The organism is Anaeromassilibacillus sp. SJQ-5, assembly GCF_054108045.1.
The window spans coordinates 802,489-828,458 of sequence record NZ_JBPJWQ010000001.1 but is presented as its reverse complement, the minus strand read 5'-3'; the positions used below and the strand labels follow the sequence as shown (position 1 = coordinate 828,458).

Here is a 25,970-nt window from a genome sequence, read left to right as displayed (position 1 = left end):
GATTTATTCCACATTTTTGTCTCGGCGGAAGGGGACAGCAAATATTCGGAAGAAAGCGTAAAAAATTGGGCGTTGCTGGACAGAATGCCTATGCTCTATAATGAAACCAGAGCAAAACCGGACAGTTTCCACGAAAAGCAAGCCGGTTCTTTCATTTTACACCATTGTGAGGAGGAGCGATATGGAAATCCCAGGAAAACGCCTGCTGGCCGGCGCGCTGGCGGCGCTCATCGCCGGAGGCGGCGCGGCCGCCGTACAGCCCGTCCCCCGGGCGCGGGCCGCGTCCCGCACCGTCACCGAGACCTATGCCTCGCCCCGGCACGGCAACGAAACGGGGCTGGGCACCGTGTGGCTGTATGAGGCGGAGAAAATCCAGTCCTCGCAAAGCCTGACCAGCGGCCAGTACATAGCCATGACCAAGGATGCGAACGGCAACTATGTCGGCGAGGCCGGCAACAAGGCCACCATCCGCGTCAACGAAAGCCAGAACAAGGCCGCCTACCCCATGGCGGCCACCATCGAGGAAAACGCGGTGCTGACCTTCGCCGCCCCGCGGGCCGGGACGATAAGCGTCGCCGAAACCGCCGCCCGGCTGGACGGCTGGAACCCCGCCGACTTCGACGGGGCGGGGCTGTCGGTTTACAAGGACGGCGAGCGGATATGGCCCGCCGAGGGCGATAACCCGGTGGTCACCGACACGCCGGTGACCGTCCCCGCCCTGCCGGACATCGCCGTCGAGGCTGGCGACAAGCTCCGCTTTGTGGTGGACATCGGCCGGGTGGGCGGCACCCAGTGGGGCGACACCGTCATCTGGCCGGTCACGCTGTCCCTGTCCTATGAAAAGGGCGGCCGGCCGACGGAGAGTAAGACCTACGCCTCCCCCACACCGAGCCACCCGGACGGGCAGGACACCCTGTGGCTGTACGAAGGGGAAACCGTGCCGGTGGGCAGCTACTTCTCCGGCAATTTCGCCCCCATGACCAAGCAGGCCGACGGCACCTATCTGGGCAGCGCCCCCACCTACAAGGCCAAGGCCGGTTCCCCGTGGGACGACGATTATCTGCTGTGTCCCAATGTGGAGGAAAACGCGGTGCGTACCTTTGTCGTCCCTAAGGCGGGGACCGTGTCCATCGCCGCCTCCACCGCCTCCATGCCCAACTGGAACGATGCCTGGGACGGCGTGGGCGTGGCGATCTATAAAGACACCACCAAGCTCTGGCCCACCGACAGCGACCACAAAATCGCCGGCAGCGCGCCGGTCAGCGTCCCCGCCCTGGCCGACATCGCCGTGGAGGAGGGGAGCAAAATCCGTTTCGTGGCCGACGTGGGCGGCGCCAACAATTGGGGCGACAACCTGCTTTGGCCGGTGAGCCTGACCCTGACCAGCGAAGCGGATCTCGGCCCCATCGGCACGCAGACCTATACCGCGCCCAAATACGGCGCGCAGTACGGCCTCGGCACCCGCTGGGTCTACGAGGCGGAAACCTTCGCCGCGGGCAGCGCCCCCCATTCCGGCGTGTTCTCCCTCATGGCCAAGCAGGACACCGTCACCGAGGGCGGGCCCTACTACCTGGGCCAGGGCGCGACCTGGGGCGCCAAGCTGGTGTTCGAGAAGGCGTCCTATAAGCTGCAGCCCAACGCCGAGCAGAACGCGGTGCTGACCTTTATCGCCCCCGGCTACGGCCAGGTGTCGCTGCCCGAGACCGCGGTTACCCGCCACGGCGGCGCACAAGACGCCAACGACGGCGCGGGTCTGTCCATCTATCTCAACGATCAGAAAATCTGGCCGGCGGACGCCGAGCACCAGCTGGTGGACGCCAGCATGGGCAACCGCTTCACCGTCCCGGCCATCGAGGCCGTCGAGGTGGAGGAGGGCGACGCCCTGCGCTTCATCGTGGATCTCGGCCCGACCGGCGGCAACGAGTGGTGCGACGACATCGACTGGCCCGCCAGCGTGACCTATACCGGCAGCCGCGCCGACGCGGCGGACAAGGTGGAGGATCCGATCATCTCCGAACCCACCCCGCCCGACCCCGGCGAGGACGACAACAGCGCCTTTGAGGCGGCGGAATACAAGGCCCCCGGCGAGGGCGAGCTGAAATGGCCCGACGTGTGGCTGTTCGAATACGAGACCCGCGCCGAGGACGGCGCGGCCACCGGGACGTTCACGCCCATGACGGTGGATCTCAACGGCGACCGGCTGGCCTACGGCACCGACAAGGCGGCGGATTTCAGCGCCGCCCTCCACGCCCAGGCCCTCTTCTTCACCGAGAAAAAGGACGGCTATCTCACCTATCCCATCCAGCCCGGCAACACCCAGAACGCCGCCATCACCTTCATCGCCCCCAAGGAGGGCGTCATCAAGATTCCCCAGGCCACCGTCAAGCGGTACGGCGGCGTCGCTTCCTGCGACGGGGACGGGGCGGCGCTGCGCATCCTGGTGGACGGCAGGCAGGTCTGGCCCGCCGAGGGGGAAACCGCCCTGGTCTCCAACGCCAACCACAACACCCTGACCATCCCCGAAATCCCGGACATCGCGGTGAACATGGACACCACCGTCCGGTTCGTGGTGGATATGGGCGAGGCCAACAACTGGTGCGACGCGGTGATGTGGCCGGCGGCGGTGACCTACACCAAGTCGGCGGAGGACGACAAGGATCCCACCGACATCGAGGAACAGAAAAAGGCCATGGAATTCCACTCCCCCACGCTGGAGAATCCGGCCCTGGGCATTGTGTGGAAATACGAATATGAAGACATCGCCGGCAGGAGCGAGCTGTACTCCGGCGTGTTCGGCGACATGGTGAAAAAGACCACCGACCTCGGCCTGTATCAGGGCAACCGGCAGCTGGACGAAGCCGCCCACGCCCTGGTGCTGAAGAAGGAAGGGGCTCTGCCCATGCGGCCGGGCGCCGACCAGAACGCCATTCTCACCTTCGTCGCGCCCCGGGCGGGCACCCTGAACATCCTGTCCACCGAGGCGGTGCGCGCCGGCGGCGGGGACGGAACGGGCCTGTCCATCATCCTCAACCGGAACCAGCAGCTCTGGCCCGGCGACGGCGCGGCCTTCCTGCTGGACGACGCCGGCGGCAACCGCGTGGCGGTGCCGGCCATCACCGGCCTCCAGGTGGAGGAGGGCGACCTCATCAGCTTCGTGGCGGATATCGGCAAGGTGGGCGGCGACAACCAGGGCGACGAGGTCGTCTGGCCGATCACCATCCGGTACGACGAGCCCGAGCAGCCCGAAGATCCCGGCGACAGCAGCGCCCCGGAGGACGGCGGCAGCCCCGACACCGGCGCGGCCGCGGCGGCGCTGCCCCTGGCCCTGGCGGCCGCGGGCGCGGGCCTGCTCCTCGCGGCGCGGGGCGGACACAAACGGCGTGAAAGAAAGGACCGGTAATACGGCGTGAAAAAGCAATGGACAGCCCTGGCGGCGGCGGCCGCCATCACCCTGACCCTCCTGCCCCTTGGCGGCTGCCGCCAGGGCGGCGGGGAAACCGGCGGAGACAGCCCAAAAGACGGCGAGCCGGTGGTGGTGCGGATTTCCATGGATAACAAGCTGATGACCGAAGCGGCCCAGCAGTTTGAAAAGGACAATCCCGACATCAAAATCCAGTTCGAATCCCCCTCCGACGACGAGCAGAAGCTGATGTCCGGCCTTGCGGCGGGCACGGCCCCCGATATTTTGCGCATCCTCGGCGCCCAGCAGCTCAGCGGCTACGTGGTCAAGGGCATCGCCCTGAATCTCGACGACTACTTTTCCAAAAGCAGCCTCATCCGCGCCGACGACATGGAGGACATCTGCAACACCTACCGCTTCGACGGCAAAAACATCGGCAAAGGCTCCTTCTACGGGCTTCCCAAGGACTGGAGCAACGACCTGGCCATGTTCGTCAACAAATCGGTGTTCGAGAAAGCCGGCATCCCGGTGCCCAGCACCACCGAGCCCATGACCTTCGAGCAGGCGTTCGAACTGTCGGGCAAGCTGAACCAGAAGGACAGCAGCGGCCGCATCACCCAGCTCGGCCTCTTCAACGCCCTGATGCCCAATCAAATTCTCGACTACGGCATGTTCCTCTATCACCTGGCCGCCCTGGATCTCAGCCTGTGGAGCGACGATTTCTCCCACTCGCGCTGGACGGATCCACAGGTCAAGGCGGCGGTCAAGGTCTGGATGGACGCCAAAATGAAGATGCAGATCCCCTCCTCCCTCATGGACGTCACCGGCGTGGGCATTTTCTCGGACAAGAAAATCGCCATGGAGCTGTGGGGCTTCTGGGAAGGCTCGGTCTTCAAGCAGGACGCCAACATCAAGGACGATCTGGACGACGTGATCATGGTTCCCTCCCTCTACCCGGAGGGCGGCAAAAAAGCCACCGCCTCCACCTTCGCCACCGGCGGCATCATCTACAGCAAGACCAAGCATCCGGACGAGGCGTTCCGGGTGTTCGAATGGTATTTCGCGGGCGAGCCGGCGAAAATCCGGGCCCAGAGCGGCTGGGGCATGCCGGTGTTCAAATCCCTGAAGCAGTATATCCCCCGGGACACGGCGTTTGAAAAACAGATCGCCGAGGTCGCGGAAAAGGATCTGGAAAACCTGATTTACATCCAGCCCAACCCCTATCTCAGCTTCAACTACGAATCGGTCATCACCCGCTTCCTCCAGCCCGCCCTGTACGAAATCGAAACCCTGGACGAGTCGCTTGAGAAGCTGCAAAAGGAAACCGACATCCTCATCCAGGAGGGTATGGAAACCGCCAAAAGCCTGAAATGACAAGCCGCCCGCCCCTCGGCAATCAGGGGGGCGGGCGCGGAAAGGCCTGACTGCCATGCGCGTCTCACATAAGGAAAAAGTCAAAGTATCCCCGCTGAAGAAGAAGGAGGAGCGCACCTTTTACGCCCTCATCTCCCCCTTCATGCTGTCGTTTGTGTTCCTGTCCGTTTTCCCGATGGGCATGGGCCTGTTTCTGAGCTTCACCAACTATTCCGGCTTCAACCTGGACACCGCCAAGTGGGTGGGCCTGTCCAATTACCAGAAGGTGTTCAACGACAGCGAGGCCATGCATTCCCTGCTGCGCACCCTGGAGCTGAGCCTCATCATCATCCCCCTGACCATGATCCTGGCCTTCATCCTGGCCATGATGCTGATTCAGAACGTCAAGTTCCAGGGCGGCTTCCGCACCATCTACTACCTGCCGTCGGTGGTGCCCTTCGTGGCCGCCGGCCTGATGTGGAAGATCCTGTTCAGCCGGGATCGCGGCATGCTCAACGCCGTCCTGGGGATGTTCGGCATCGAGCCGGTGTTCTGGCTTGGGCCGGAGATGTGCTCCGCGTCCCTGATCATCATGTGCCTGTGGGGGGCCGGCGGCGGCATCCTCATCAACATCGCGGGCCTCAAGAATATCCCGAACGAGCTGTATGAATCCGCCTCTATCGACGGGGCCCGCTTCTTCACCAAGCTGTTCCGCATCACCATCCCGCTGTTCACCCCCATTCTGCTGTTCAACCTGCTGCTGGCCATCATCGGCAACCTGCAGATGTACGCCCAGCCGGTCATGCTGGCCACCTCCGGCACCGGGCTGCTGGCCGTCCCGTTCAAGGACAACTACCTGTATCTCGTCCATATCTACCAGCAGGTGTTCGGCTCCCAGCGGTTCGGCTACGGGCTGGCGCTGTCCTGGGTCATCGTGGTCATCATCCTGGTCTTCACCCTGCTGGTGCTCAAATCCAGCAAGCGGTGGGTCAATTACGATTTATAACGGGAGAGGAGATACTTTCCATGCCAAGCGGAGAATCGGCCGTGCTCAAGGAACGGCCCAAGGTAAAAAAACGAATCAAATGGAAGAGCGGCCTGCTCCGCGCTCTCCTGTATGTCGTCATCATTCTGTTCGGCGTCACCTTCGCCTTCCCCTTTTTCCTGACGCTGATGAATTCCCTCAAGCCCTTGACCGCCTCGGTGGGGCTCAGCCAGATCATCCCCTCGGAGTTCCACTGGGAAAACTATTATTACGCCGTCACCCTGATCCCCTTCTTCAAGTACCTGCTCAACTCCCTGATCATCGTGGCCATCGTGGTGCCCATGTGCACCATCATCAACATGGTCATCGGCTACGCCTTCGCCCGGCTGCGGGCGCGGGGCAAGGACGTGATGTTCGTCATCGTGCTGTCCACCATGATGATCCCCGGCATTGTCACCATGATCCCCCAGTACATCCTGTATAACGTCCTGGGCATCACCGACACCTTCTTCATCTACGTTCTCGGCAACATCGGCGGCGGCGCTTACAACATCTTTTTGTTCAAGCAGTTCTTCTCCGCCATGCCCAAGGAGCTGGAGGAGGCCGCCAAAATCGACGGCGCGGGCACCCTGCAGACCATTTTCCGCATCTTCGCCCCGGCGGCCAAGCCGGTCATCATCATCGTGGCCATCGGCGCGTTCCAGGGGGCCTGGGGCGACTATATGACCCCCTTTATGTATTTCTCTCCCGAGAAATATCCTCTGGCCATGGCCCTGTTCGGCTCGGTGTCCTATTCCATGCCCGGGGCCCCTCCCGGCATGGTGTACGAGCCGCTGATCAACGCCGCGGCCATCCTGATGACCATCCCGCCCATCATCGGCTTCTTCTTCACCCAGAAGCATATCGTGCAGGGCGTGGTCACCACCGGCCTGAAGGGATAACCCAAAAACTGACAGCCTTACCCGGCGGCTGAGACTGTCGAGAAAGTCTATCGGAGGGAGGGGGAGTGTGCGGCACGACGTACGCGTCGTGCTGGGAACACGTCAGGGTTCCCTCCTCGGCTGTCGGACGTTCGCGTCCGACGACAATCGACCCGCCCGCAGGCGTCAAAAGTGGAGAAAATCGAATGATTTTCTCCACTTTTGTTCAGCTTGGCGTAAATGGCCGGCGTATGCCGGTCTTTTTCGACAAGCTGCGCCGCCGAAATCCATCCGGCGGCTGTCGTTTGCTGTGGAAATATGGTACAATGAAGGCACTACATGGGGGAGGTTTTTTATGTATCGCCTGGTCATTGCCGACGACGAATTCTATATCCGGGAGGGCCTGTGCAAGCTGGATTGGGCCGCGATGGGCATCGAGGTGGCCGCCGCCTGCAAAAACGGCGCGGAGGCCGCCAAATATATCTATGAAAACCCGGTGGACATCCTGCTGACCGACATCAGCATGCCCATCGTGTCGGGGCTGGAGCTTATCCAGGACGTGGGCCGCCGCTTCCCCGCCATCAAAACGGTGGCCCTGACCGCCTACGACGATTTTGAATACATCCGCACCTGCCTGCGCTGCGGCACGGTGGACTACGTGCTCAAGCCCTTCACCGAGGAGGCCTTAAAAAAGACCTTTGCCGCCGTGACGGACATCCTCGACAAGGAAAAGGCCGAGCAGAAGCGGGTGGCCGAGCTGGAGCGGGTGAACCGGATGAAAACCCTCGCCCTGCGGCGGGAATGGACGACCAGCCTGTTCCGCGAGAACATGAGCGACGAGCGCATGGAGGAAATCAGCGTGTACTGCGAGCTGTTCCTCGACAGCCCCTGGTACTTCCTTTGCGCCGTCCGCCCGGACGACATGGATAGCCTGCCCGACGCGGACAGGGAGCTGGCGGCCTTCTCCTTCCAGAACGCCATGGAGGATTTCTGCGGGGACGGCGCGGCCTGCTTCGCCATCGGTGAAAATGCCGCCTGTTATTACCTGCGGGGCTTCGACGTCCCGCCCTCGGAGGAGGAGCAGCGTCAGCTGGCCCAGGCCATCCGCGGCCGGCTGTACAAGCTGCGGGGCGTGTTCCGCTGTCCCCTGTCCGCGGCGGCCGCCCTGGTGGACGACCGGCACCGCATCGCCTCCTGCACGGCGCTGCTGGACGGATGGCTGGCCCGGGCCGGAGACGACGCGGTGCGGCTGTTCTCCGCCGGGGAGCTGTGCGCCTGCCCCGCGGCCGCCGGCGAGGAGGGGCCGGAGCCGGAGGAGGAGGGAGCGGGCGGCCACGCCCACCTCATCCGCATGGTCAAGGAATACATCCGGGATAACTACCAGAACCCCATCACCCTCCAGTCGGCGGCGGAAAGCGTGTTCGTCAGCCAGTCCTATCTCAGCCACGTCTTCAAGGTGGAAACCGGGCAGAATTTTGTGAAATATCTGACCGATTACCGGCTGCGGGAGGCCTGCCGCCTGCTGCGGGAGACCAACCGCCGCGTCTGCGACATCGTCGGGATGGTGGGGTACGACAGCCCCAAATACTTCTCCGAGGTGTTCAAGCGGGCGTTCGGCATGACGCCCAACGCCTACCGGCGGCAGGGAGGCTCGGAATGACGCATCGAAAAAAATGGATGGCCGTCACCCTGGCGGCCCTGGCGGTGAGCAGCCTGGCCATTGGGTTGGCCGGGCTGTTTCTGCTGCACGCCTCCCTGCTGAAAACGGCGGCGGAGCAGCGGGATCTGGTGCAGGAAAACCTGTCCTCCCGCCTGGAAAAGCAGCTGGCGTATTTCAGCGGCACGGCGGACTTCCTGTGCGGGAAGGAAACCACCCGCTATTTGACCTCCCTGGCCCGTCTGCGCCCCGAGGAGGACACCCGGGCGCTGAAGGCCGCCTTCGAGGACTACCTGCACGGCACGGCCCTGGATACCGAGAGCATCCAAAGCGTCTGCTTCGTCGGGGAAAATGAGAACCAAGCCGGTTATCTGTACGAGACGGCCTCCCGGCGGGAAATTCCCGTGGAGATCCCCGCCACCGACAGCTGGCTGCGCTCCGGGCTGGCGGATCTGCTGCTGGGGGACGGCACGCTTGTCTATATTCAGGACGACGCGGTGGAGGAGGTGCTGGCCCGCCCCTATTTCGAGCGGTATCCGGCGCAGAAGAAGGCCGTGGAGGAGTGGCTGGGCTATCTGTCCGGCCGGTACTGCTATGTTCTGCCGCGGGAACGGTACGGCGTCATCCTCGTGCTGGACAGCCAGGTCTTCGACCGCCTCCATCAGGCCTTTCCCTGGGAAACCGACGGGGCGGCCCTGTGCGCCGGCGACGGGCGGATCCTCTGGCAAACCGGCGAGTGGATAGCCCGGGCGCGGGCCGGGGAGGAACCGGTGCTCCTGGACGGCAGCCTCCCCCTGGCGGATACCAAGCTGCGCCTGTATTACGCCCGCCGGGCCGAGCCCCGCGCGTACTTGCTCTTTGCGGCGGTCTATCTCGGGGCGTCGCTGCTTCTGCTCGCCGTGGCCGTGGCCGCGGTCAACCGCATGGCGCGGCGGATCCTCGCCCCCTTCGACCGGCTGACCGACCGCATCCGCGCTTCCATGAGCAGCGACGATTTCGAGCCGATCCCTGCCGACGATCCGGCGCTGTTCACCGGCCGGCCCCTGTATCGGCGCATTTTCCGTCTGTTCGCCGTCGGGCTGCTGCTGCCCGCCGTCTGCCTGGGGCTGCTGTCCTCCCTGCTGACCAACCGCATGCTGGCCTCCCGGCTGACCGGCGTCGCCGCCCTGCACGCCGCCGCCCTGCAGGGCGCGCTGGACGACAGCCTGGCCATCAGCGAGAGCATCCTTAAGATGATCTCCGGCAAGCCCGATTTTGCCGAGGCGGCGGCCCTGTCCATCGACAGCCTGGAATCCGGCGACTACCGGGAGCGGGCGCTGGAGCTCAATTCCTATATCAACCGCTATCCCCTGGGGATGTTCAACGTGGCGTATCTGGCCCTGCAGGACGTGGAGGGCCACGCCAAATACCAGTCCCTCTACCTGGACGAGGAGAGCGCCGAAAGCCAGCTGAGCCGCTTCAGCCTGCTGGATCAGCCCGACGCCCTGGCGCAGGTGCGGGCGCTGGAGGGGGACGCCGGCCTGCTGCTGTGCGCCAATTTGTACAAGCAGCCCGCCGTGGCGGCCGTGCAAAAGCTGTACGACCCGCAGGGCAAGGTGGCGGGCTACCTGCAAATGGTGTATAACCAGAGCTATTTCCAGGAGATCAGCACCCGGCAGACGGTCGGCTTCCTGGTGTTCCGGCGAAGCGACCGCCAGCTGGTGTACAACAGCGGGGCCGACGGCTTTGCCAAAGTCCTGGAGGAGAATGCCCTGCGGCCCGGGGAAAGCCTGTCGCTGCATGTCGGCGGGCGGGGGTACCTCCTCAACACCCGCGCCGTGGACACCACCGACTGGATGCTGGCGGTCTTTCAGCGCACCGACGACCTGATGAGCGTGGCGACGGCGGCCCTTTTGCAGGACGCCCTGCTGCTGGCCGTCCTGCTGGGGCTGCTGCTGCTCCTGTCCCTGCGTCTGGCCCGCTGGATGAGCCAGCCCCTGCGGGCCATCGAGCAGGATCTGGGCCGGGTCATCGAAAACGGCTGCCGCGGCTTCGTCCCCTATACGAAAAAGGATGAGCTCAGCCGCCTGGTGGATACCTACAACCAGGTCATCGGCCAGCTCAACAGCCTGATGGACAGCATGGTGGAGAAAAAAACCATCGAGCAGCGGCTGACCACCCTGCAAACCCAGGCCGAGCTGGAAAGCCTGCGGCAGCAAATCGCCTCCCACTTTTTCCGCAACACCCTGGAAAACATCCACATGCAGATCCAAAACGGGGACAAAGACAGCGCCTGCCGGATGCTGATCGCCCTATCCCGCCTGTTCAGCTACGGCATGACCAACCAGGATCGCATCGAGTTGGAAAAGGAAATCGACTATGTGGAAAACTACATCACCATCCAGCGCTATCGCCTGCACGACGCCTTCACCGTGCGCTGGAACATCGACGAGAACGCCCGCCTGACGGTGGTGCCCAAGCTCATTCTCCAGCCGCTGGTGGAGAACTGCATCACCCACGGCCTGTACGAATATCAATCGGGCGGCCTCATCACCATCAGCGCCGTCCGCCGGGACGACCGCCTGGAGCTTCAGGTTGCCGACAACGGGGTGGGCATGTCGGCCGGGGAGCTGGAGGAGCTCCGGCAGTCCCTGCGGCAGCCCGACGACGCCGACAAGCGCAGCGGGCTGGCGCTGAAAAACATTTACACACGGCTGCGCCTGTACGCGGGCGAAGGCGCGGACATGACCATCGACAGCCGCCCCATGCGGGGCACCACGGTCCGCATCCGCCTGCCGCTGACCCCGCCCCCGGCTTGAACAACGCCTCCCGACGCGGTTTGTATGCCGCGTCGGGAGGCGTTGTTTATCGGGTTATTCGGCGTCGCGTCCCTCCAGCCATAGCTGGCGCACCCGTTCGTATACCTCGTCGGGAACGTCGGCCTCAGGATACGCGGTGAGGGGCAGCAGCTGATCCCCCGCCACGGCGGGGTCGGTGCAGGCGTTGTCCTGCCGCCACGCGTCCCGTTCCTCCGGGTTGCGCAGGTTGGGCACGTCGATGGGAACGCCGCCGTTCAGGATGGAGCGGAAAGCCAGTATCCCGCAAATCCCCATGTCCACCGCCTGGTACACGTCCAGGCTGTAAGCGCCGTCCGGGCGGCCCAGAATCTTTTCAATGAAAAAGTGGGTGGCGTAAAAATCGCTGCCGTTATGGCCGCCCACGCCGCTGGCCGCCACCAGATCGGGCGAAACGAATTTCTCCGGGACATAGGTGCTCAGGTCGCCCTTGCACAGCTGCTCGCCCTCCCGGTACACGGTCAGGCGCGCGCCGTCGAAACGCTCGGTTTCCATCATGCCCTTGGTGCCGTACACCTCGTAGTTGATGCTGCCCGGCTCCCGCTTGAGGCCGCCGTGCACGCTTTTGGCTATCGCCCCGTTGTCCAGCACCAGCATCTCCACCCCGCCGGCCTGCCCGCCCGGATGCCCGAGCGCCGTCATCTGCGGGTTGGGCGGGGTCTCGTAGCCCGTCACCCGCACAGGCCGCCGCCCGGTGATGGCCAGCATCGGCCCGATGCTGTGGGTGCAGTAAAAGGTGGGGTACATCCGGTTGCGCCAATGGTTCCGGTCGCCGTAGGTAATCCCCGGCCAGATGGCCGCGCAGTCGTGGATATACTCGCCCTCGGCATAGGTGACCTCACCGATATCCCCGTTCTTGTACCGCCGCCACATCTCAAAGGTGTTGTCCATATAGCAGTAGTTTTCCGCGTAGGCGTACACCTTGCCCGATTCCTCCACCGCCTCGATAAGGGCCACCGCCTCGGCCATGGTCTGGCAGGGCAGCACCTCGCTGAGCACGTGCCGGCCCGCCCGCAGCAGCCGGATGGCATAGGGCGCGTGCTCGTTGGCGTAATTGGCCAGCACCACCGCGTCCATGTCGTGCTGGAAGAACTCCTCAAAATCCTCGTAAAGGGCGACCTGGATGTGCGCCTCCTCCGCCAGCTTGCCCACCTCGTCCAGCAGCGGGCGGTGCCGATCGCACACCGCCACCAGCGCGGCGTCCGGGTGGTAGGCCAGCACCTGTATCATGGTTTTGCCGCGGAAAGCGCCGAATACGCCGATGCGAATTTTGTTTGCCATTTTCCAAACCTCCTTCATGCTTCTGCTACCATCATGCCAGCTTACGCCGTTTTTTGTAATGTGCGAAATGCTCAAATATGTCCGCGGCTTTTTAAGCAGGTCGGCCATTGCACGAAACGCCGTTCCATGGGATGATGGGTCTATACGGAAAGGAGATGGCGCCATGGATAAGGACGCGGGATGCATCCGCGAAATATCCCGCCGGGTGCGGCTGTCCAAATCCACGGTGTCCAAGGCGCTGCATAACTGCGGGAACGTGGACGCCGGCACCAAGGAGGCGATCCTGCGGGCCGCCCGCGAGGTGCAGTACGACCCGGCGGGCGCGCGGCGCGCCAAAATCCAAGCGGGGGAAACGGTGGTGGGCGTTGTCCTGCCCATCAACCCGTACGCTTTCTGGAACGAGGCCATCCGCGGCGTCAAGGACGCCATGGCCGCCCTGAAAGGCGCGCATCTGACGCTGAGCCTGTACGCCGGCGTGCACAGCGAGGCCGACGCCTTATACTGCCTCGATTATATGGAGGATATGCGGGCGGATGTGCTGGTGGTCACCCCGGCCCCTTTTCCCGCCATGACCGAGCGGCTGCGCGGTATCGCCGCGCGCATCCCGGTGGTTTTCTTCAACGAGACAGCGGACGGCGTCCCTTTTCTTTTCTACGCCGGGGCGAATTTCTATCAGGACGGGATGCGCCTGGCGCGGGCGTGCCGGGACGCGCTGGCCCTCCGGCCGGACATCCTGTGGATACACGGCGCGCATACGCCCATGTCGCGGCGGCGGGACGAAGGCTTCCGCCTGGAAATCCAGGCGCTGCTTCCCGCTCTGCGCTGGACAGGCGAGGTGGACGTGTCGGCCATGACCCCCTCCCTGCTGTCCGCCCAGCTGGCCCGTGCCCTGCACGAACGGGAGCGGGCATTTCACAGCGTCTATGTCTCACAGGACATCCTGCCGCAGGTATGCCTGGCCCTGCACAAGCTCCGCCTGGACGGCGTGACGGTGTGCGGCTATGAAAGTCCCGGCCGGAACGAGGCCTATCTGAACCGGAACGCGCTGGCCGCCGTGATCCGGCAAGACCCGTATCGGCAGGGTTACCAATGCATACAGGCGGTGGGCGACTGGCTGTCGCAGGGGCGGCTGCCGGATAACCGGCATTTGTATATAGCCTCCCGGCTGCGGGACGGCGCGGAGGAGGAGCCCCTATGATGACACTTGCCGCGGCCGGCGTGTTGTTTTCCGTCCAGTTTCTGTTCACTAAGCAATATCAGCTCCGCGCGGGCGCCGGCTGGCGGCCGGCCATATGGATGCTGGTGTTCGCCAATCTGTGGATGGGATTCCTGTTCCTGTCGGCGGGCGGGTTCCGCCTGCGCATCCTGCCGGCGTCCCTGCTGTACGCGGTGGTATACGCCGTCTGCGCGGCGGTGAACAACGCGGCCTCCCTGTTCGCCATGCGCCTTGGGAAGGTGGCGGTGGTCACCCTCTTCAGCCTTTCCGGCGGCCTTCTGCTGCCATCCGCCTACGGCGTGATACGGCTGGGGGAACCGCTGACCGCCGGGAAGGCGGCGGGTACCCTGCTCATCGTGCTCGCTTCCTTCGGTTGTCTGTTCGGGAAACAGGACGAGCGGGCCGCCGGGAGCCCCCGGCGGCGCTTCTGGCTCCTGTGTTTAGCGGTGTTCGTTTCCAACGGCATGGTCAGCGTGGTGACGAAAGCGCACGCCATTCGCGCGGATACGGGTTCCAGCCGGGAGTTTTTGACGCTGACCTCTCTTCTGGGCCTTATCGCCTCCGCGGCCATCCTGCTGCCCGGCCTTTTGAAACGCACAGACGAAGCCGGCGCCGCCGGACTTCGCGCCCGGATCGGACGCGACCTCGGGGGAAAGCGCGCCGCGTGGACGCTGGTGCTGCTGACCGGCGGATACGCCGTGTGCAACGGCTTGGCCAACGTCTGTTCGATGCACACGGCCAAAACCATGGATTCCTCCCTGCAGTTCCCCCTGCTCAGCGCCATGGTCGTGGTGTTCACCGCCCTGCTTGCCTGGGCCGTTTTTCACGAAAAGCCCGGCCGAGGCGACGCCGCCGGCCTCGGGCTGACCGTGGCCGGCATGGCCCTGCTGGTACTGTAAGCGCGGGGTTCGTCTATTCCCCGGAAAATACCGACGCCCGCCATCCTTTTATAAAGGATGGCGGGCGCCAGCTTGTCAAAGAAGGAGGGAACAAGCAAGGGGTTGCTCCCTCCTTTTGGAGAAAAAAGCGGGAAAGAAGAAGGAAAAGAAGAAAGGGGAGTAGTGCCGGGAGCGGTATAAAGCCAGCTTTTTAAGATTCATGGCAGCAAACTTAAGCGTGACCCATTGCGTAACGCGGGCCAAGCCTCTGTGGTGAGTATAACGCATGGCGTGTTTGTCTTTCGCATCGGCAAAAACGCGCTCGATGGTTTGCTTGCGCATGGCGTAAATGTCTTTCGCCAATTGGGTTTTGCGCAGTTGCTCCGCTAAATCCAATGCTTCCTGCCAGATGTGACGATATATCACCTTCTGCCCATTGGCATTGACCCCGCACTCCTTTCGGCAAGGACAGTCCCGGCAAACCTTCGGGGTGCTGCGGTATAGCCGTTTGCCCTCTTTGTTGGTGGTGGTATGCCGGAGAACTTGCCCCTGTGGGCAGATCAGCTGGTCGTTTTTTTCGTCATAGGAAAAATCCCATGGCATAAACCCTTCCCGTCGTGTTCCGTGGGGGCGGGTGTACGGAAGAATGGGGAGCCGGCCGTCTTCTAAAATACGCTTCGCGATCCATGGCTGCTTGTAGCCTGCATCCATTGTCACATACTGGATTTCCGGAAATCGACTGGTTACCTGCTCATACACACTGTCCCATGCCACGCTGTCATGGACATTCCCCGCTGTTACCTTTACCCCTAACACCATTCCGTGACGGTCACATACCGTGTGCGCTTCATAGGCAAACTGCTTTTCATGCTCTCCCTTGTGGTACATCCCGCATTCCGGATCCGTTGTCGATACCACCTGTTCCGTTGTTCCGCCGTCCCCGTGACTGTCGTCATCCTCGTCCTCTTCTTCCACTGGCGCTTTCCCCAGCTTCATCCTCTCCTCGTTGACCTCTTCGCGAAGCCGCTTGGCATACACACGGGCAGCCTTTGCCACCTGTTCCTTCTGGTATTTCTTTTTGTTGGCGCTTGCTTTGATATGCGTCCCGTCTATGAATACCATGCTGCTGTCCACCATGTGGTTGTTCAGCGCTTTGTTCAGTATATGCTCGAAGATTTCCGTCGCCAGTTCTTCCGGAAACCGCCGGCAAAACGCATAGCTTACCGTCGCAAAGTGCGGGAGCTTGTCCAACAGCCCATATCCCAGAAACCATCGGTACGATATTGTATCACATGCCCGCTGATATGTCTGCCTCAGCGACGGGATCCCGAACAGGTGCTGGAGCAGCACCATTTTCACCAGTACCACCGGGTCTGTCCCCGGCCTTACATTTTTGGCTGCGCTGTAGTATGGCGCTACCCGCTCATAGATCCACTCGTAGTCCATCACCTTCTCTATTTTCCTTACCAGATGATTCTCCGGCACTAATGCTTCTATATCCGTTACCGCTACTTCCCGCCGTCCGTCTCTTTCTCTCTCGTACATCTTTTCTCACCCTACTCCATTTTACCAAAAAAGCCGCCTTTCGGCGACTTCTTTGACAGGCTGACGCCCGCCATCCTTTTATAAAGGATGGCGGGCGCTTTTGCATGCACGCGTCAATCGGGGGATTTCAGATAATGGGAGGGCAGGCGGCCCGTGTACTGCTGAAACACCTGGGTGAAGTAGCTCATGTTGTGAAACCCGACCTTTTCCGCTGTCTGGGTCACGCTGCGGCAGCCCTCGTCGAAGAACTGCTTGGCCTTGCTGATGCGGTACATCATCAGATAGTCGCGGAAGCTCTGGCCGAACTGCTGCTTAAACAGCCGGCAGAAATAGCTCTGGGTATACCCCAGCTTGTCCGCCACATGGCGGGAGGTAATCTCATGGGCGTAATACGACTGGATAAACGCGAACACCTCGCGGCAGAACTGGTTGTTTCCCGCGTCCACGCTCCTGGAACGCACCAGATGATTCTGGCGGAGGAGCCCGAAAAACACGAGGAGGCTGCCCCGCAGCAGCATCTCCCGGCAATCGGCATGGGCCCCGCAGGCGATGAGCGCCTGCTCAAAGCAGGCGGCAAGCGGGCCATGCAGAGGATGGGTCGCGGGCACCAGCGGCACCGTCTCGTATTCCCCCTGCTCCAGCAGACGGCTGAACGCCTCTTCCTCCAGCAGCGACAGGTCAAAGGACAGACAGTCCGCGAAAAAGGAGCGGCCGATTTCCACCTCGATGGCATGCAGCGCGTAGGAGTTGACCAACACCAGATCCCCGGCCGACACCGTGTACGGAATGTCGCCGATGGTAATGCGCACCTGGCCGCTCGTGATGGACAGCAGCTCAAACTCCTTGTGATTATGCAGGGCGGTCACGGTCTCCGGCATCGTTTTCGCTGCCCGGGCGATCTCGCAGGAGGCGATAGGCAGGACACGATACCGCAATTTGAAAATATCGTGCATCATGCGGCGACTCACTCCCCTCGCACTAAGGGTAAATCTTCCAAGCGAAAATGTCAATAGCGTGTTATTATATATCAATCGCGGGACTATATCCATTATATTTAATATGTTAAACTAATGGCATGGAAATAATATACAATTTAGATAACAGGATAGATCTTCATTAAAAAATCTCAACGCATGTACCGAGCAAGTGCCAAACAGACGGCCAGCCGCCATCCGACAAAAAATGTCAAACAAGCCGGAGGAATCACTATGGAACACGCAACGCCCGCATCGGAGCGGATCCTACATATTAAGGAAAAGAGGATATGCCTGGACAGCAGCGCCGTGCTGTATGCCCGTCCCTTTGACGAACAAAGCCTGCGGGAGGACTTCGAGGCGACCGGCGGCCAGTGGCGGGCGGAGGCGGACGGCTGGATTGTCGGAGAAACCAAACGGGACGGCGCGGGCATCCTGTATTCCCGGGCCAGCTACGAGGGGGATATCCTGCTGGACTTTATCGCCCAGCCCGTCCCCCCCTGCTGCAACGATTTGAATTTCGCCTGGAAGGCCTCCGGATGGAACTACGAAAAAGACGACGCGGACAAGGGCTACATCGGCGGCCTGGGCGGCTGGTGGCTGAACCGGGCCGGCATCGAAAAATACCCGGGATGCGTCCCCTTCGTATCCACCAGCCTGTACCCGCTGGAAGCCGCGAAAACCTACCATATCCAGGTGGGCAGCGTGGGCGGCCACTGCTTCCTGTTTGCCAACGGCGCCCTGGTGGTGGAGATGATCGACCCGCAGCCGCAAACCCTGGACGGCTGCGGCCGGTTCGGGCTGGGCACCTATGCGTCCGCCATCCGCTTCACCGGGCTGACGGTCTACCGCCCCTTTTACGAACCAACGTGTTTTTCTTATCTGCATCAATAAAAGCCGGTTCTCTCCATTCGGAAGCGCCTGTGCGCGGAAAGGGTTGGATGTTCTCATGGGAAAAAGCAGACTCAGCAAAAAGAGGGAAGCGATCGGCTGGATATTCATCCTTCCCTGGTTTATCGGTTTCCTTCTGTTGTTTGTGCAGCCGATGGTGAGCTTTTTCCGCTATTCCTTTTATCAGTTTGCCTTCGAGGGGGACGGCTTTGTTTTGAAGCCGTTGGAAAACGGCATCTGGGGCCAGTACATACAGGCGCTGACCGGCGACGCCGAATTTCCCCGGCTGATTTTCGAGGCGTTCCGGGATCTCGTCTACCAGGTGCCGGTTATCGTGTTTTTCAGCCTGTTCACCGCCACCATCCTCAACCAGAAATTTCACGGCCGCATGATTATGCGCGCTATCTTTTTTCTTCCCATCATCGTCACCGCCGGTGTGGTGGCGGAAATCATTAAGGCGGACATGAGCTCCATCGTGGCGCTGCCAGCCGCCGGCGCCTCCAATATTTTCGACGTGACCATTCTAACCCAGTTTCTGCTGGAAAGCGGCCTGCCGAACGGCCTGGTGGATATTCTGACCGGGATGATCGCCAACGTGGCCGACCTGGTGTGGAAAAGCGGCATCCAAATCCTGATTTTCATGGCCGCCCTCTTGTCCATCCCCTCGTCGTTCTACGAGGTGGCGCAGGTGGAAGGGGCCAGCGGCTGGGAAACCTTTTGGAAAATCACCTTCCCCACCGTGTCCCCCTTCGTCCTGGCCACAATTGTCTATACCATCATCGACAGCTTCACCAGCTACGACAACCAGGCCATGCGGTATATCCGCGACTACTTCATGAAGGACATGAACTATTCCTATGCCGCGGCCATGGCCTGGATGTACTTCCTGCTGGTGCTGATCATCCTGGGGCTCGTCGTCCTCCTCTGCCGCCGGATGCTTTTTCAAAAAGAACGCTGAAGGAAGGGAGTGCCTCCATGGCAAGGAAGAAAAACCGTCGGGAACTGCCGGATCTCCGGAGCATTCAGATATCCCCGGCCTACTACGCGGGAAAATGCGTGGGCAATCTGCTGCGCTGGCTGTTTCTGCTGGCCATCGCGTTTATTATCCTGTACCCCCTGCTGTATATGGTGAGCATGGCCTTCCGCTCCCCCAAGGATTTCATGGATATCACGGTGGTGTGGCTGCCCAAAACGCCCACCTGGGACAACTTCCGCACGGCGGTGGTGGATGTCCATCTACTGGAAGCCATGAAAAACACGGTGCTTATCGCGGTGGGCAGCTCGCTGCTGCAAATCCTGGTGACCTGCCTGGCCGGCTATGGCTTCGCCCGGTTTCATTTCAAGGGATCCACCCTGCTGTTCATCATGGTGGTGTTCACCATCGTGGTGCCGCCCCAATTGTTGGGGATGCCCAACTACCTGCTGATGTCCAATTTTGATGTCTTCGGCATCATCCGGCTGATAACCGGCGCCCCCTCCGGCCTGAGGCTGCTCGACTCCCCGCTGGCGTTCTTCCTGCCGGCCGCCCTGGGCCAGGGCCTGCGGGCCGGGCTGTTCATCCTGGTGTTCCGGCAGGTGTTCGCCGGCATCCCCGCCGAGCTGGAGGAAGCCGCGCTCATCGACGGCTGCGGCTACCGCAAAACCTTTTTCCGGATCATGCTGCCCAACGCCCGCACCTCGCTGCTGGTCTTCTTCCTGTTCTCCCTGGTGTGGTACTGGAGCGATTACTATCTGGCCTCCATCAATCTGTCGTCGGTGCAGACGCTGGCCACCCGGATTGTGGATTTGCGCTACGCTCTGGAGGTGATCCTGCCCCGGGAGCATTTTACCGTGTATTACATCATCCCCATCGAGCAGGCCGCCTGCGTTTTCAGCATTGCGCCGCTGATTCTCCTCTTTCTGGTGGGACAGCGTTTCTTTGTGCAGGGGATCGACCGCACCGGGATCGTCGGATAAGGAGGAGACATGCTGTGTTAAAACCGTGCTTGCGCCGCCTCGGCGCGCTGCTTCTCGCCTTCTTTGTCTGTCTGCCGGCCGTCTGTCCGGCTGCGGCGGCGGAACCAGCTGCGGCGGCGGTGGATGTATACCGCGAGGAAGAGGGCCGGCAGCTGGAGGAAAAAGCGCCGGCGGACTTCTCCTTCCAGGTGCCGGCCGCCGGCCGCTACCAGCTGCAAATCGAATACAAGGCCCCGGAGGGCAAGCCCATCACGCCGCAGGGCTCCCTGGAAATCCTGCAAAACGGCGCCGTTATCAAGGAAACGGCGGTGGAATTCCCGCGGCGGTGGGAAAACGCCGGCGGACAGCCGGCGAACGGCCGCTTTGAACAGGACTGGCAGGGCAACGAGCTGATGCCCACCCAAGTGGAGGTCATCCACTGGCAGACCGTGACGCCCTCCCTGGGCGAGGATCAGGGGCTGAACCTGGCCGCCGGCGCGTATACCCTGCGCCTGACCATGACCCGGCAGCCGGTGCGTATCCGCCGCCTGAGCCTGCTGCCTCTTTCTCAAACGGATGACTACGCCGCCTATGTCCGCGCCATGGAGGCCGGGGGCGCCGTCGACACCGCCGACCGGGAGATCCAGCAGGAGGCAGAGCTGTACGCGCAAAAATCCCATCTGGAAATCACCCTGTCCTACGATCGGATTTCCGCCTCCGTCAGTCCCAACGACCCCTCCAAAATCCGCTACAACACCCTGGGCGGTTCGGGCTACAGCCGGGAGGGCCAATGGGTCTCCTGGAACGTGCAGGTGCCGGAAAGCGGCTTTTACGCGCTGGACGTGGTGTATCGGCAGAACGATACCAACGGCTTCTCCGTGCGGCGGAGGCTGACGGTAGACGGCGAGGTTCCCTTCCGGGAATGCGAAACCCTCGTCTTCCCCTACGCGGCGGACTTCACCTGCCAAACCCTGGCCGACAGCCAAGGAACCCCCTATCGGTTTTACCTGGAAAAGGGCGTCCACGAGCTAAAGCTGGAGGTGGTGATGACCGGCCTGAACGCCGTGCTGCAAGAGCTGTCCTCCATTGTGGAGGAGCTCAACGGCCTGTACAGCCGCATCATGGTGCTGGTCGGCGAGACCCCGGACAGCTACCGGGATTACGATCTGGATACCCACATCGACGGCCTGGTGCCGACGCTGGAGAGCTGCCGCCAGCGGCTGAACGCGCTGGGGGCCAGGATGGACGCCGGTGCCGACAGCGGCATCGCCGGCAGCGGCACCAGCCGGATTTATGAAACCGCCCGCATGCTGGCGGCCATGGCGAAAAAAGTGCGGGGCATCCCTGGCCAAATGGACAATTTCCGCTCCCAAATCAATACCCTGGCCGATTTGCTGGGAGGCATCCGCTCCCAGCCCATGGAGCTGGATTACCTGACGCTCCGCTCCCCCGGCCACGCGCCCGTGCGCACGGGCGGCACCTTCCTCGGACAGCTGCGCTTTCGCTTCCTGGCCTTTCTCTCCTCCTTCATTCAGGATTACGATACCGTGGGCGGCGGGGCGGCGCAGGGAGAGTCCCTGCGGGTCTGGGCCAGCACCAACGATTTGATTTCCACCGGCTATGCCACCGGCCGGGATCAGGCCCAGATACTCAGCCGGCTGATCACCGACAGCTTCACCCCCTCCACCGGCATCCCCGTTACCGTGTCCCTGGTCAACGCGGCGGATACCCTCCTGCCCGCTCTGGTCTCGGGTAAGGGCCCGGACGCGGCCCTGTTCGTCCCCAAAACGGTTCTGATGAACCTGTATTACCGGAACGCCCTGACCGACCTGACCGCCATGCCTGATTACGCCGCCATCGTGCAGCGCTTCTACCCCTCCTCCCTGGTATCTCTGCAGGTGGGGGAAAAGACATACGGCCTGCCGGAAATCCAGACCTATAACATGCTCTTTTACCGCGCCGACATTTTCCGGGAGCAGGAGCTGACGGTTCCGAAAACCTGGGAGGAGTTCTACGCCGTGCTGGCCCGGCTGCAGAAAAAAGGGATGCAGGCCGGCATCGAGGAATCCACCCAGATTTATGAAATGTTCCTGCTGCAAAACGGCGGTACCCTGTATAACCAGGACATGAGCCGGACCAATATGACGGGAAAAGCCTCCATCGAAGCCTTCGCCGCCTGGACCGACCTGTATGTCAAATACGGCCTGCCGAAATCCTTTGATATTCTCAATCGCTTCCGCACGGGGCAGATGCCTCTGGTCATCTCCACGTCCAATTTCTACGGGCAGGTGACCGTCGGCGCCCCCGAAATAGCCGGCCTGTGGAAAATGGCCATGGTGCCGGGCACTGTCCGGGCGGACGGCACGGCGGATCACACCGAGGTCTGCCGGGTGAGCGCCGCCGTCGTCATGGAAAAGTCGCGGCGTCACGCGGACGCCTTCCAGTTCCTCGACTGGTGGACCTCCGACAGTACGCAGGAGCGGTTCGCCCTGGAAACCGAGGCGAAGCTCAGCGTATCCTCCCGCTACTTCCCCGCCAACAAGGAGGTTTTCGGCTCCCTGGCCTGGACGGCGGAGGAAGCGGAGGCACTCCTGGGCCAGTGGAGGCAGGTCAGCGACAATCCCCAGTCGCCCGCCGCCTATTACGTGACCCGAAATCTGAGCAACGCGTTCCGGCGCGTCGCCTACGAATACGAAAACCCGCGCGACGTGATTTTCCGCTATGGGCGGATCGTCGACGAGGAGCTCAGCAGAAAGCGTATCGAATTGGGGCTGGAGGAAGGCCGATGAACAAGCTGCGAAACTTTATACATACCTATGGAAACGCCTATTTCTTCATTGGCTTCTGGCTGATTCTCTTTGTCTTTTTCACTCTCATCCCGATTCTGATGGCGGTGGTCATCAGCTTCACCAACTTCGATATGGTGCAGGCGCCCCGGTTCATCGGGTTCTCCAACTATATGCGGATGTTCCTGGACGACGACATTTTCGTCAAGGCCTTCAGCAACACCATGCTGTTCGCCATCATTACCGGCCCGGTCGGCTATATTCTGAGCTTCGTGGTGGCCTGGTTTATCAACGATATGGGGCGCCTGCTCAAAAATATCCTGACCTTTTTGTTCTATTCCCCCTCCCTCATCGGCAGCGCCTATCTGATGTGGACGTATCTGTTCAGCAACGATTCCTACGGCATACTCAACAGCTTTCTCATCAACTGGGGACTGATAAGCGAACCGATCCAGTGGCTGTACGACCCGGATTATAACTTCTTTGTGGTGATCGTGGTGGTGCTGTGGATGGGCATGGGCACCGGCTTCCTGGCCTTCATCGCCGGCTTCAAGCAGCTCAACGCCAGCTACTTTGAGGCGGCGGCCATCGACGGGCTGCGCAACCGCTGGCAGGAGCTGTGGTACATCACCCTGCCCCAGATGCGCCCGCAGCTGCTCATCGGGGCGGTGCTGTCCATCTCCGGATCCTTTGCCATCGGCGCCCAGCCGGCCGCCCTGACCGGCATGCCCAGCACCGATTATTCCACCCACACGCTGGTGCTGCATATTCAGGACTACGGCAATCTGCGCCTGGAAATGGGCTATGCGTCGGCGGTGGCGGTGGTGCTGTTCGCCATCATGGTGGTCAGTTGGGTGGTTATCAACAAGGCTATCAACACGGTGGCCCCGGGCGAAGGCTGAGCCTTCCGCCGCCGTGCGCAAAGGAGGCATCTGTTTGACAGGGAAAACCATGAATCGATCCCGGGCCGGCAACGCCGCGGCCTTTCTCTCCCTGGCTGTTTTCGGCGTTTTCATCGCGCTGCCCATGTACTATTCCGTCATCAACGCGTTCAAGCCGATAAGTGAGCTGTTTCTGTTTCCTCCCCGCTTCGTCGTCTATCACCCGACGCTGCAGAACTTCGCCGAAATCCTCCGGGTGCAGTCCCAGTCGCTGATACCGGTGGAGCGGTATGTGTTCAACAGCGTGTTTGTCACGGCCGCGTCCACCGGGGGATACATCCTGCTGGCCTCCATGGCCGGCTACGCCATGGCCAAGCTCCGGTTCCCCGGCAAAACCATCATCAACCGCGTCATCGTGTTCGCCATCCTGTTCCGCCCCGAGGTGACGGCGCTGCCCCAATACATGCTGATGGCGAAAACCGGCATGCTGGACACCTTCTGGGCGCTGATCCTGCCGCTGATGAGCACCTCCTTCGGCGTGTTCCTGATGGGCCAGTTCATCTCCGCCATTCCGGACGACGTGCTGGAAGCGGCGCGAATCGACGGCGCGGGAGAAAAATACTCCTTCTTCAAAATCGTCTTGCCGATGATGCGCCCCGCCTGGATGACGCTGATGATTCTCACCTTCATCAGCAGCTGGAACGTGACGGGCGCGCAGTTTACCTACAGCGAATCCATGAAAATGCTGCCCACCATGATGCAGCAGATCAACACCGGCGGCATCATCCGCACGGGCGTCACAGCCGCCGTGTCGGTGCTGCTGATGCTGCCGCCCATCGTCATTTTCCTTTTCTGCGAAAATTCCGTGGTGGAAACCATGGCCTATTCGGGCATCAAATCCTGACGAAGCCACAAACCTTTTCCGAATGGAGGCTGGAACCTTGAGGAGCTACAGAAGGGCAGCGGCCGCTTTGGCTCTGTCTCTGGCGCTGACGCTTCCCGGCGCGGCCCTGCCGCAGAGCGAGGCTTATCTGTACGGGCCCGATAAAACATCGATACCGGCGCCAGCGCCCTACCAGGTGCGCGCGGTTTACGACGGACTCGAGCTGGGCGTTGGCCGCCTGCGGGAGCCGCAGGATCTGCACGTCGACGGGACGGGCGCCATCTATCTGGCGGACACGGGAAACAACCGGATCGTCCGTATCCGCGCGGATTTTCAGTCCGCCGACGTCCTCACGGCGATACTTATCGATGGCCGGGAAGAGCCGCTCAGCCAGCCCAAAGGGGTGTTCAAGGCGGCCGACGGGCTGCTGTACATCTGTGACACGGGCAACGCCCGGATCGTGGCCGTCAATGAAAAGCGGGAAGCCGTGCGCATCATGACCAACGAGGGCATCACCGCCATCAACACCCATATCCAGTACACGCCGGAAAAGGTGGCGGTGGACACGGACGGCAACGTCTTCGTGGTCGATCCCTCGATCTATCAGGGGATTGTCCAATACGACGCGCAGGATCGCTTTCTCGGGTTTTTCGCTCCCAACGAGGTGAAGGTGACCGCCGACGTCCTGTTCCTGCAGATGTGGAAAAAGTGGTTCAGCACAGAGCAGGTGGAATCCATGGAAAAAAGCCTGCCCTCCCCCTACAGCAACCTGTATATCGACCGCGACAACTTTCTGTATACCTCCTCCGCCGGCGCGGGCGCGGGCAAAGCCCTCAAGCACCTGAACATGCTGGGCGTCAATATCCTCCAGCCCGCGGAGAAGAAGTTCGGCCACGGCGTGTTTGGGGATTTGGAAGTCTCCTACGATAACGGCGAGGAGGTCGCCAGCGCCTTCGTGGACGTCTGCGTCACCGAATCGGGCCTGCTGTGCGGGGCGGACGCCACCCGCGGCCGCCTGTTCCTGTACGACGCCGATTGCAATCTGGTGGCCATTTGGGGCGGCTCCGGGCAGCGCCGGGGCACCTTCAAGGCCCTGGCGGCCGTGGAACGGCAGGGAGACAGCTTCCTGGCCCTGGACAGCGAAAAGGCCAGCCTGACCGTGTTCGAGCCCACCGCCTACATGCGCCGGGTTCTCGACGCCCTGACGTTTTACAGCGCCGGCAAGTATATCGAATCCGTGGAGCGGTGGCAGGAAATCCTGCGGGAAAACAGCCATCTGTCCATCGCCTACAAAAGCATCGGCCGCGCGTATTTCCAGCAGGGCGACAGCGCCGCCGCCATGGAGATGCTGAAAAAAGGGGACGACCCGTATTTCTATTCCATGGCGCTGAAGGATTACCGCAAGGAATTTGTCCGCCGCCATTTCGTGTGGCTGCTTCTGGGCGCGGCGGCCGGCCTGACCCTGTTTATCTTTCTGATAAAAAAAGCGCACCGGTGGATGCTGTCCGGGAAATCCGGCAAACGAATCCGTCGCCGATAAGGCGGAAAGGC

At 61.8% G+C, this 25,970-nt stretch carries 18 protein-coding genes; 15 read left to right on the top strand and 3 right to left on the bottom strand.

Translation table 11 applies throughout. From position 1 onward, the window contains the following. Positions 1 to 181: 181 nt before the first annotated feature. From ACSAMM_RS03340 to ACSAMM_RS03315, 6 genes are all read left to right on the top strand, one after another. Positions 182 to 3,400 (top strand): hypothetical protein, encoded by a 3,219-nt coding sequence (locus ACSAMM_RS03340; protein ID WP_457789754.1) that lies wholly within the window; start codon positions 182 to 184, stop codon positions 3,398 to 3,400. Positions 3,401 to 3,406: 6 nt separating this feature from the next. Continuing rightward, positions 3,407 to 4,774, top strand: coding sequence for an extracellular solute-binding protein (locus ACSAMM_RS03335; protein ID WP_457789752.1), 1,368 nt, complete (start codon positions 3,407 to 3,409; stop codon positions 4,772 to 4,774). Positions 4,775 to 4,829: 55 nt separating this feature from the next. Beyond that, positions 4,830 to 5,759 carry a carbohydrate ABC transporter permease gene (locus ACSAMM_RS03330; protein ID WP_457789750.1) on the top strand — a complete coding sequence of 310 codons (930 nt, stop codon included), beginning with the start codon at positions 4,830 to 4,832 and terminating at the stop codon, positions 5,757 to 5,759. A gap of 20 nt (positions 5,760 to 5,779) precedes the next feature. Then, positions 5,780 to 6,679: a carbohydrate ABC transporter permease gene (locus ACSAMM_RS03325; protein WP_457789748.1), complete on the top strand. Its 900-nt coding sequence runs from the start codon at positions 5,780 to 5,782 to the stop codon at positions 6,677 to 6,679. A gap of 334 nt (positions 6,680 to 7,013) precedes the next feature. Next, on the top strand, positions 7,014 to 8,318 hold the full coding sequence (locus tag ACSAMM_RS03320; RefSeq protein ID WP_178725295.1) for a helix-turn-helix domain-containing protein: 1,305 nt from the start codon (positions 7,014 to 7,016) through the stop codon (positions 8,316 to 8,318). Continuing rightward, a complete protein-coding gene (locus tag ACSAMM_RS03315) occupies positions 8,315 to 11,113 on the top strand; it encodes a cache domain-containing sensor histidine kinase (protein ID WP_457789746.1) in 2,799 nt (932 codons plus the stop codon). Before ACSAMM_RS03320 ends, ACSAMM_RS03315 begins: the two co-directional genes overlap by 4 nt. 54 nt (positions 11,114 to 11,167) lie before the next feature. Here the strand turns inward: ACSAMM_RS03315 and ACSAMM_RS03310 are convergent, their stop codons facing one another. Next, positions 11,168 to 12,430, bottom strand: coding sequence for a Gfo/Idh/MocA family oxidoreductase (locus ACSAMM_RS03310; RefSeq protein ID WP_178725298.1), 1,263 nt, complete (start codon positions 12,428 to 12,430; stop codon positions 11,168 to 11,170). 163 nt (positions 12,431 to 12,593) lie between these two features. Here ACSAMM_RS03310 and ACSAMM_RS03305 point away from each other — a divergent pair, with 163 nt between their 5' ends. Both ACSAMM_RS03305 and ACSAMM_RS03300 read left to right on the top strand, forming a co-directional pair. Then, positions 12,594 to 13,628, top strand: coding sequence for a substrate-binding domain-containing protein (locus ACSAMM_RS03305; protein WP_457789744.1), 1,035 nt, complete (start codon positions 12,594 to 12,596; stop codon positions 13,626 to 13,628). Further along, positions 13,625 to 14,545, top strand: a complete 921-nt coding sequence (locus tag ACSAMM_RS03300; protein WP_457789743.1) for an EamA family transporter — start codon at positions 13,625 to 13,627, stop codon at positions 14,543 to 14,545. Before ACSAMM_RS03305 ends, ACSAMM_RS03300 begins: the two co-directional genes overlap by 4 nt. A 75-nt stretch (positions 14,546 to 14,620) precedes the next feature. On the opposite strand, the gene ACSAMM_RS03295 is transcribed toward ACSAMM_RS03300, so the two are convergent. Continuing rightward, positions 14,621 to 16,069, bottom strand: a complete 1,449-nt coding sequence (locus ACSAMM_RS03295; RefSeq protein ID WP_418977484.1) for an IS1182 family transposase — start codon at positions 16,067 to 16,069, stop codon at positions 14,621 to 14,623. A gap of 113 nt (positions 16,070 to 16,182) precedes the next feature. Then, positions 16,183 to 17,025, bottom strand: coding sequence for a helix-turn-helix domain-containing protein (locus ACSAMM_RS03290; protein ID WP_178725304.1), 843 nt, complete (start codon positions 17,023 to 17,025; stop codon positions 16,183 to 16,185). Between the two features lie 252 nt (positions 17,026 to 17,277). On the opposite strand from ACSAMM_RS03290, the gene ACSAMM_RS03285 reads away from it, so the two are divergent. The 7 genes from ACSAMM_RS03285 (at position 17,278) to ACSAMM_RS03255 (ending at position 25,959) form a co-directional block, all read left to right on the top strand. Then, positions 17,278 to 17,937 (top strand): hypothetical protein, encoded by a 660-nt coding sequence (locus ACSAMM_RS03285; RefSeq protein ID WP_457789741.1) that lies wholly within the window; start codon positions 17,278 to 17,280, stop codon positions 17,935 to 17,937. Positions 17,938 to 17,992: 55 nt separating this feature from the next. Further along, the gene (locus ACSAMM_RS03280; RefSeq protein WP_178725308.1) at positions 17,993 to 18,892 is read left to right on the top strand and encodes a sugar ABC transporter permease; all 900 of its coding nucleotides are present in this window, start codon (positions 17,993 to 17,995) and stop codon (positions 18,890 to 18,892) included. Between the two features lie 17 nt (positions 18,893 to 18,909). Then, complete coding sequence (locus ACSAMM_RS03275) at positions 18,910 to 19,890, top strand: ABC transporter permease subunit (RefSeq protein ID WP_178725310.1); 981 nt, start codon at positions 18,910 to 18,912, stop codon at positions 19,888 to 19,890. Between the two features lie 14 nt (positions 19,891 to 19,904). Then, entirely contained in the window at positions 19,905 to 22,658 is a 2,754-nt protein-coding gene (locus ACSAMM_RS03270) for an extracellular solute-binding protein (RefSeq protein ID WP_457789739.1), read from the top strand. Next, entirely contained in the window at positions 22,655 to 23,557 is a 903-nt protein-coding gene (locus tag ACSAMM_RS03265) for an ABC transporter permease subunit (protein WP_178725314.1), read from the top strand. Before ACSAMM_RS03270 ends, ACSAMM_RS03265 begins: the two co-directional genes overlap by 4 nt. 49 nt (positions 23,558 to 23,606) lie before the next feature. After that, positions 23,607 to 24,440 (top strand): carbohydrate ABC transporter permease, encoded by an 834-nt coding sequence (locus ACSAMM_RS03260; RefSeq protein WP_457789737.1) that lies wholly within the window; start codon positions 23,607 to 23,609, stop codon positions 24,438 to 24,440. 67 nt (positions 24,441 to 24,507) lie between these two features. Then, positions 24,508 to 25,959 carry a hypothetical protein gene (locus ACSAMM_RS03255; protein WP_457789735.1) on the top strand — a complete coding sequence of 484 codons (1,452 nt, stop codon included), beginning with the start codon at positions 24,508 to 24,510 and terminating at the stop codon, positions 25,957 to 25,959. The last annotated feature ends 11 nt before the right edge of the window (positions 25,960 to 25,970 follow it).

Coding starts and splice junctions, on each gene's coding strand:
- ACSAMM_RS03340 (WP_457789754.1), top strand. CDS start 182: ATGGAAATCCCAGGAAAACGCCTGCTGGCCGGCGCGCTGGCGGCGCTC.
- ACSAMM_RS03330 (WP_457789750.1), top strand. CDS start 4,830: ATGCGCGTCTCACATAAGGAAAAAGTCAAAGTATCCCCGCTGAAGAAG.
- ACSAMM_RS03325 (WP_457789748.1), top strand. CDS start 5,780: ATGCCAAGCGGAGAATCGGCCGTGCTCAAGGAACGGCCCAAGGTAAAA.
- ACSAMM_RS03320 (WP_178725295.1), top strand. CDS start 7,014: ATGTATCGCCTGGTCATTGCCGACGACGAATTCTATATCCGGGAGGGC.
- ACSAMM_RS03315 (WP_457789746.1), top strand. CDS start 8,315: ATGACGCATCGAAAAAAATGGATGGCCGTCACCCTGGCGGCCCTGGCG.
- ACSAMM_RS03310 (WP_178725298.1), bottom strand. CDS start 12,430: ATGGCAAACAAAATTCGCATCGGCGTATTCGGCGCTTTCCGCGGCAAA.
- ACSAMM_RS03305 (WP_457789744.1), top strand. CDS start 12,594: ATGGATAAGGACGCGGGATGCATCCGCGAAATATCCCGCCGGGTGCGG.
- ACSAMM_RS03300 (WP_457789743.1), top strand. CDS start 13,625: ATGATGACACTTGCCGCGGCCGGCGTGTTGTTTTCCGTCCAGTTTCTG.
- ACSAMM_RS03295 (WP_418977484.1), bottom strand. CDS start 16,069: ATGTACGAGAGAGAAAGAGACGGACGGCGGGAAGTAGCGGTAACGGAT.
- ACSAMM_RS03290 (WP_178725304.1), bottom strand. CDS start 17,025: ATGATGCACGATATTTTCAAATTGCGGTATCGTGTCCTGCCTATCGCC.
- ACSAMM_RS03285 (WP_457789741.1), top strand. CDS start 17,278: ATGGAACACGCAACGCCCGCATCGGAGCGGATCCTACATATTAAGGAA.
- ACSAMM_RS03280 (WP_178725308.1), top strand. CDS start 17,993: ATGGGAAAAAGCAGACTCAGCAAAAAGAGGGAAGCGATCGGCTGGATA.
- ACSAMM_RS03275 (WP_178725310.1), top strand. CDS start 18,910: ATGGCAAGGAAGAAAAACCGTCGGGAACTGCCGGATCTCCGGAGCATT.
- ACSAMM_RS03265 (WP_178725314.1), top strand. CDS start 22,655: ATGAACAAGCTGCGAAACTTTATACATACCTATGGAAACGCCTATTTC.
- ACSAMM_RS03260 (WP_457789737.1), top strand. CDS start 23,607: ATGAATCGATCCCGGGCCGGCAACGCCGCGGCCTTTCTCTCCCTGGCT.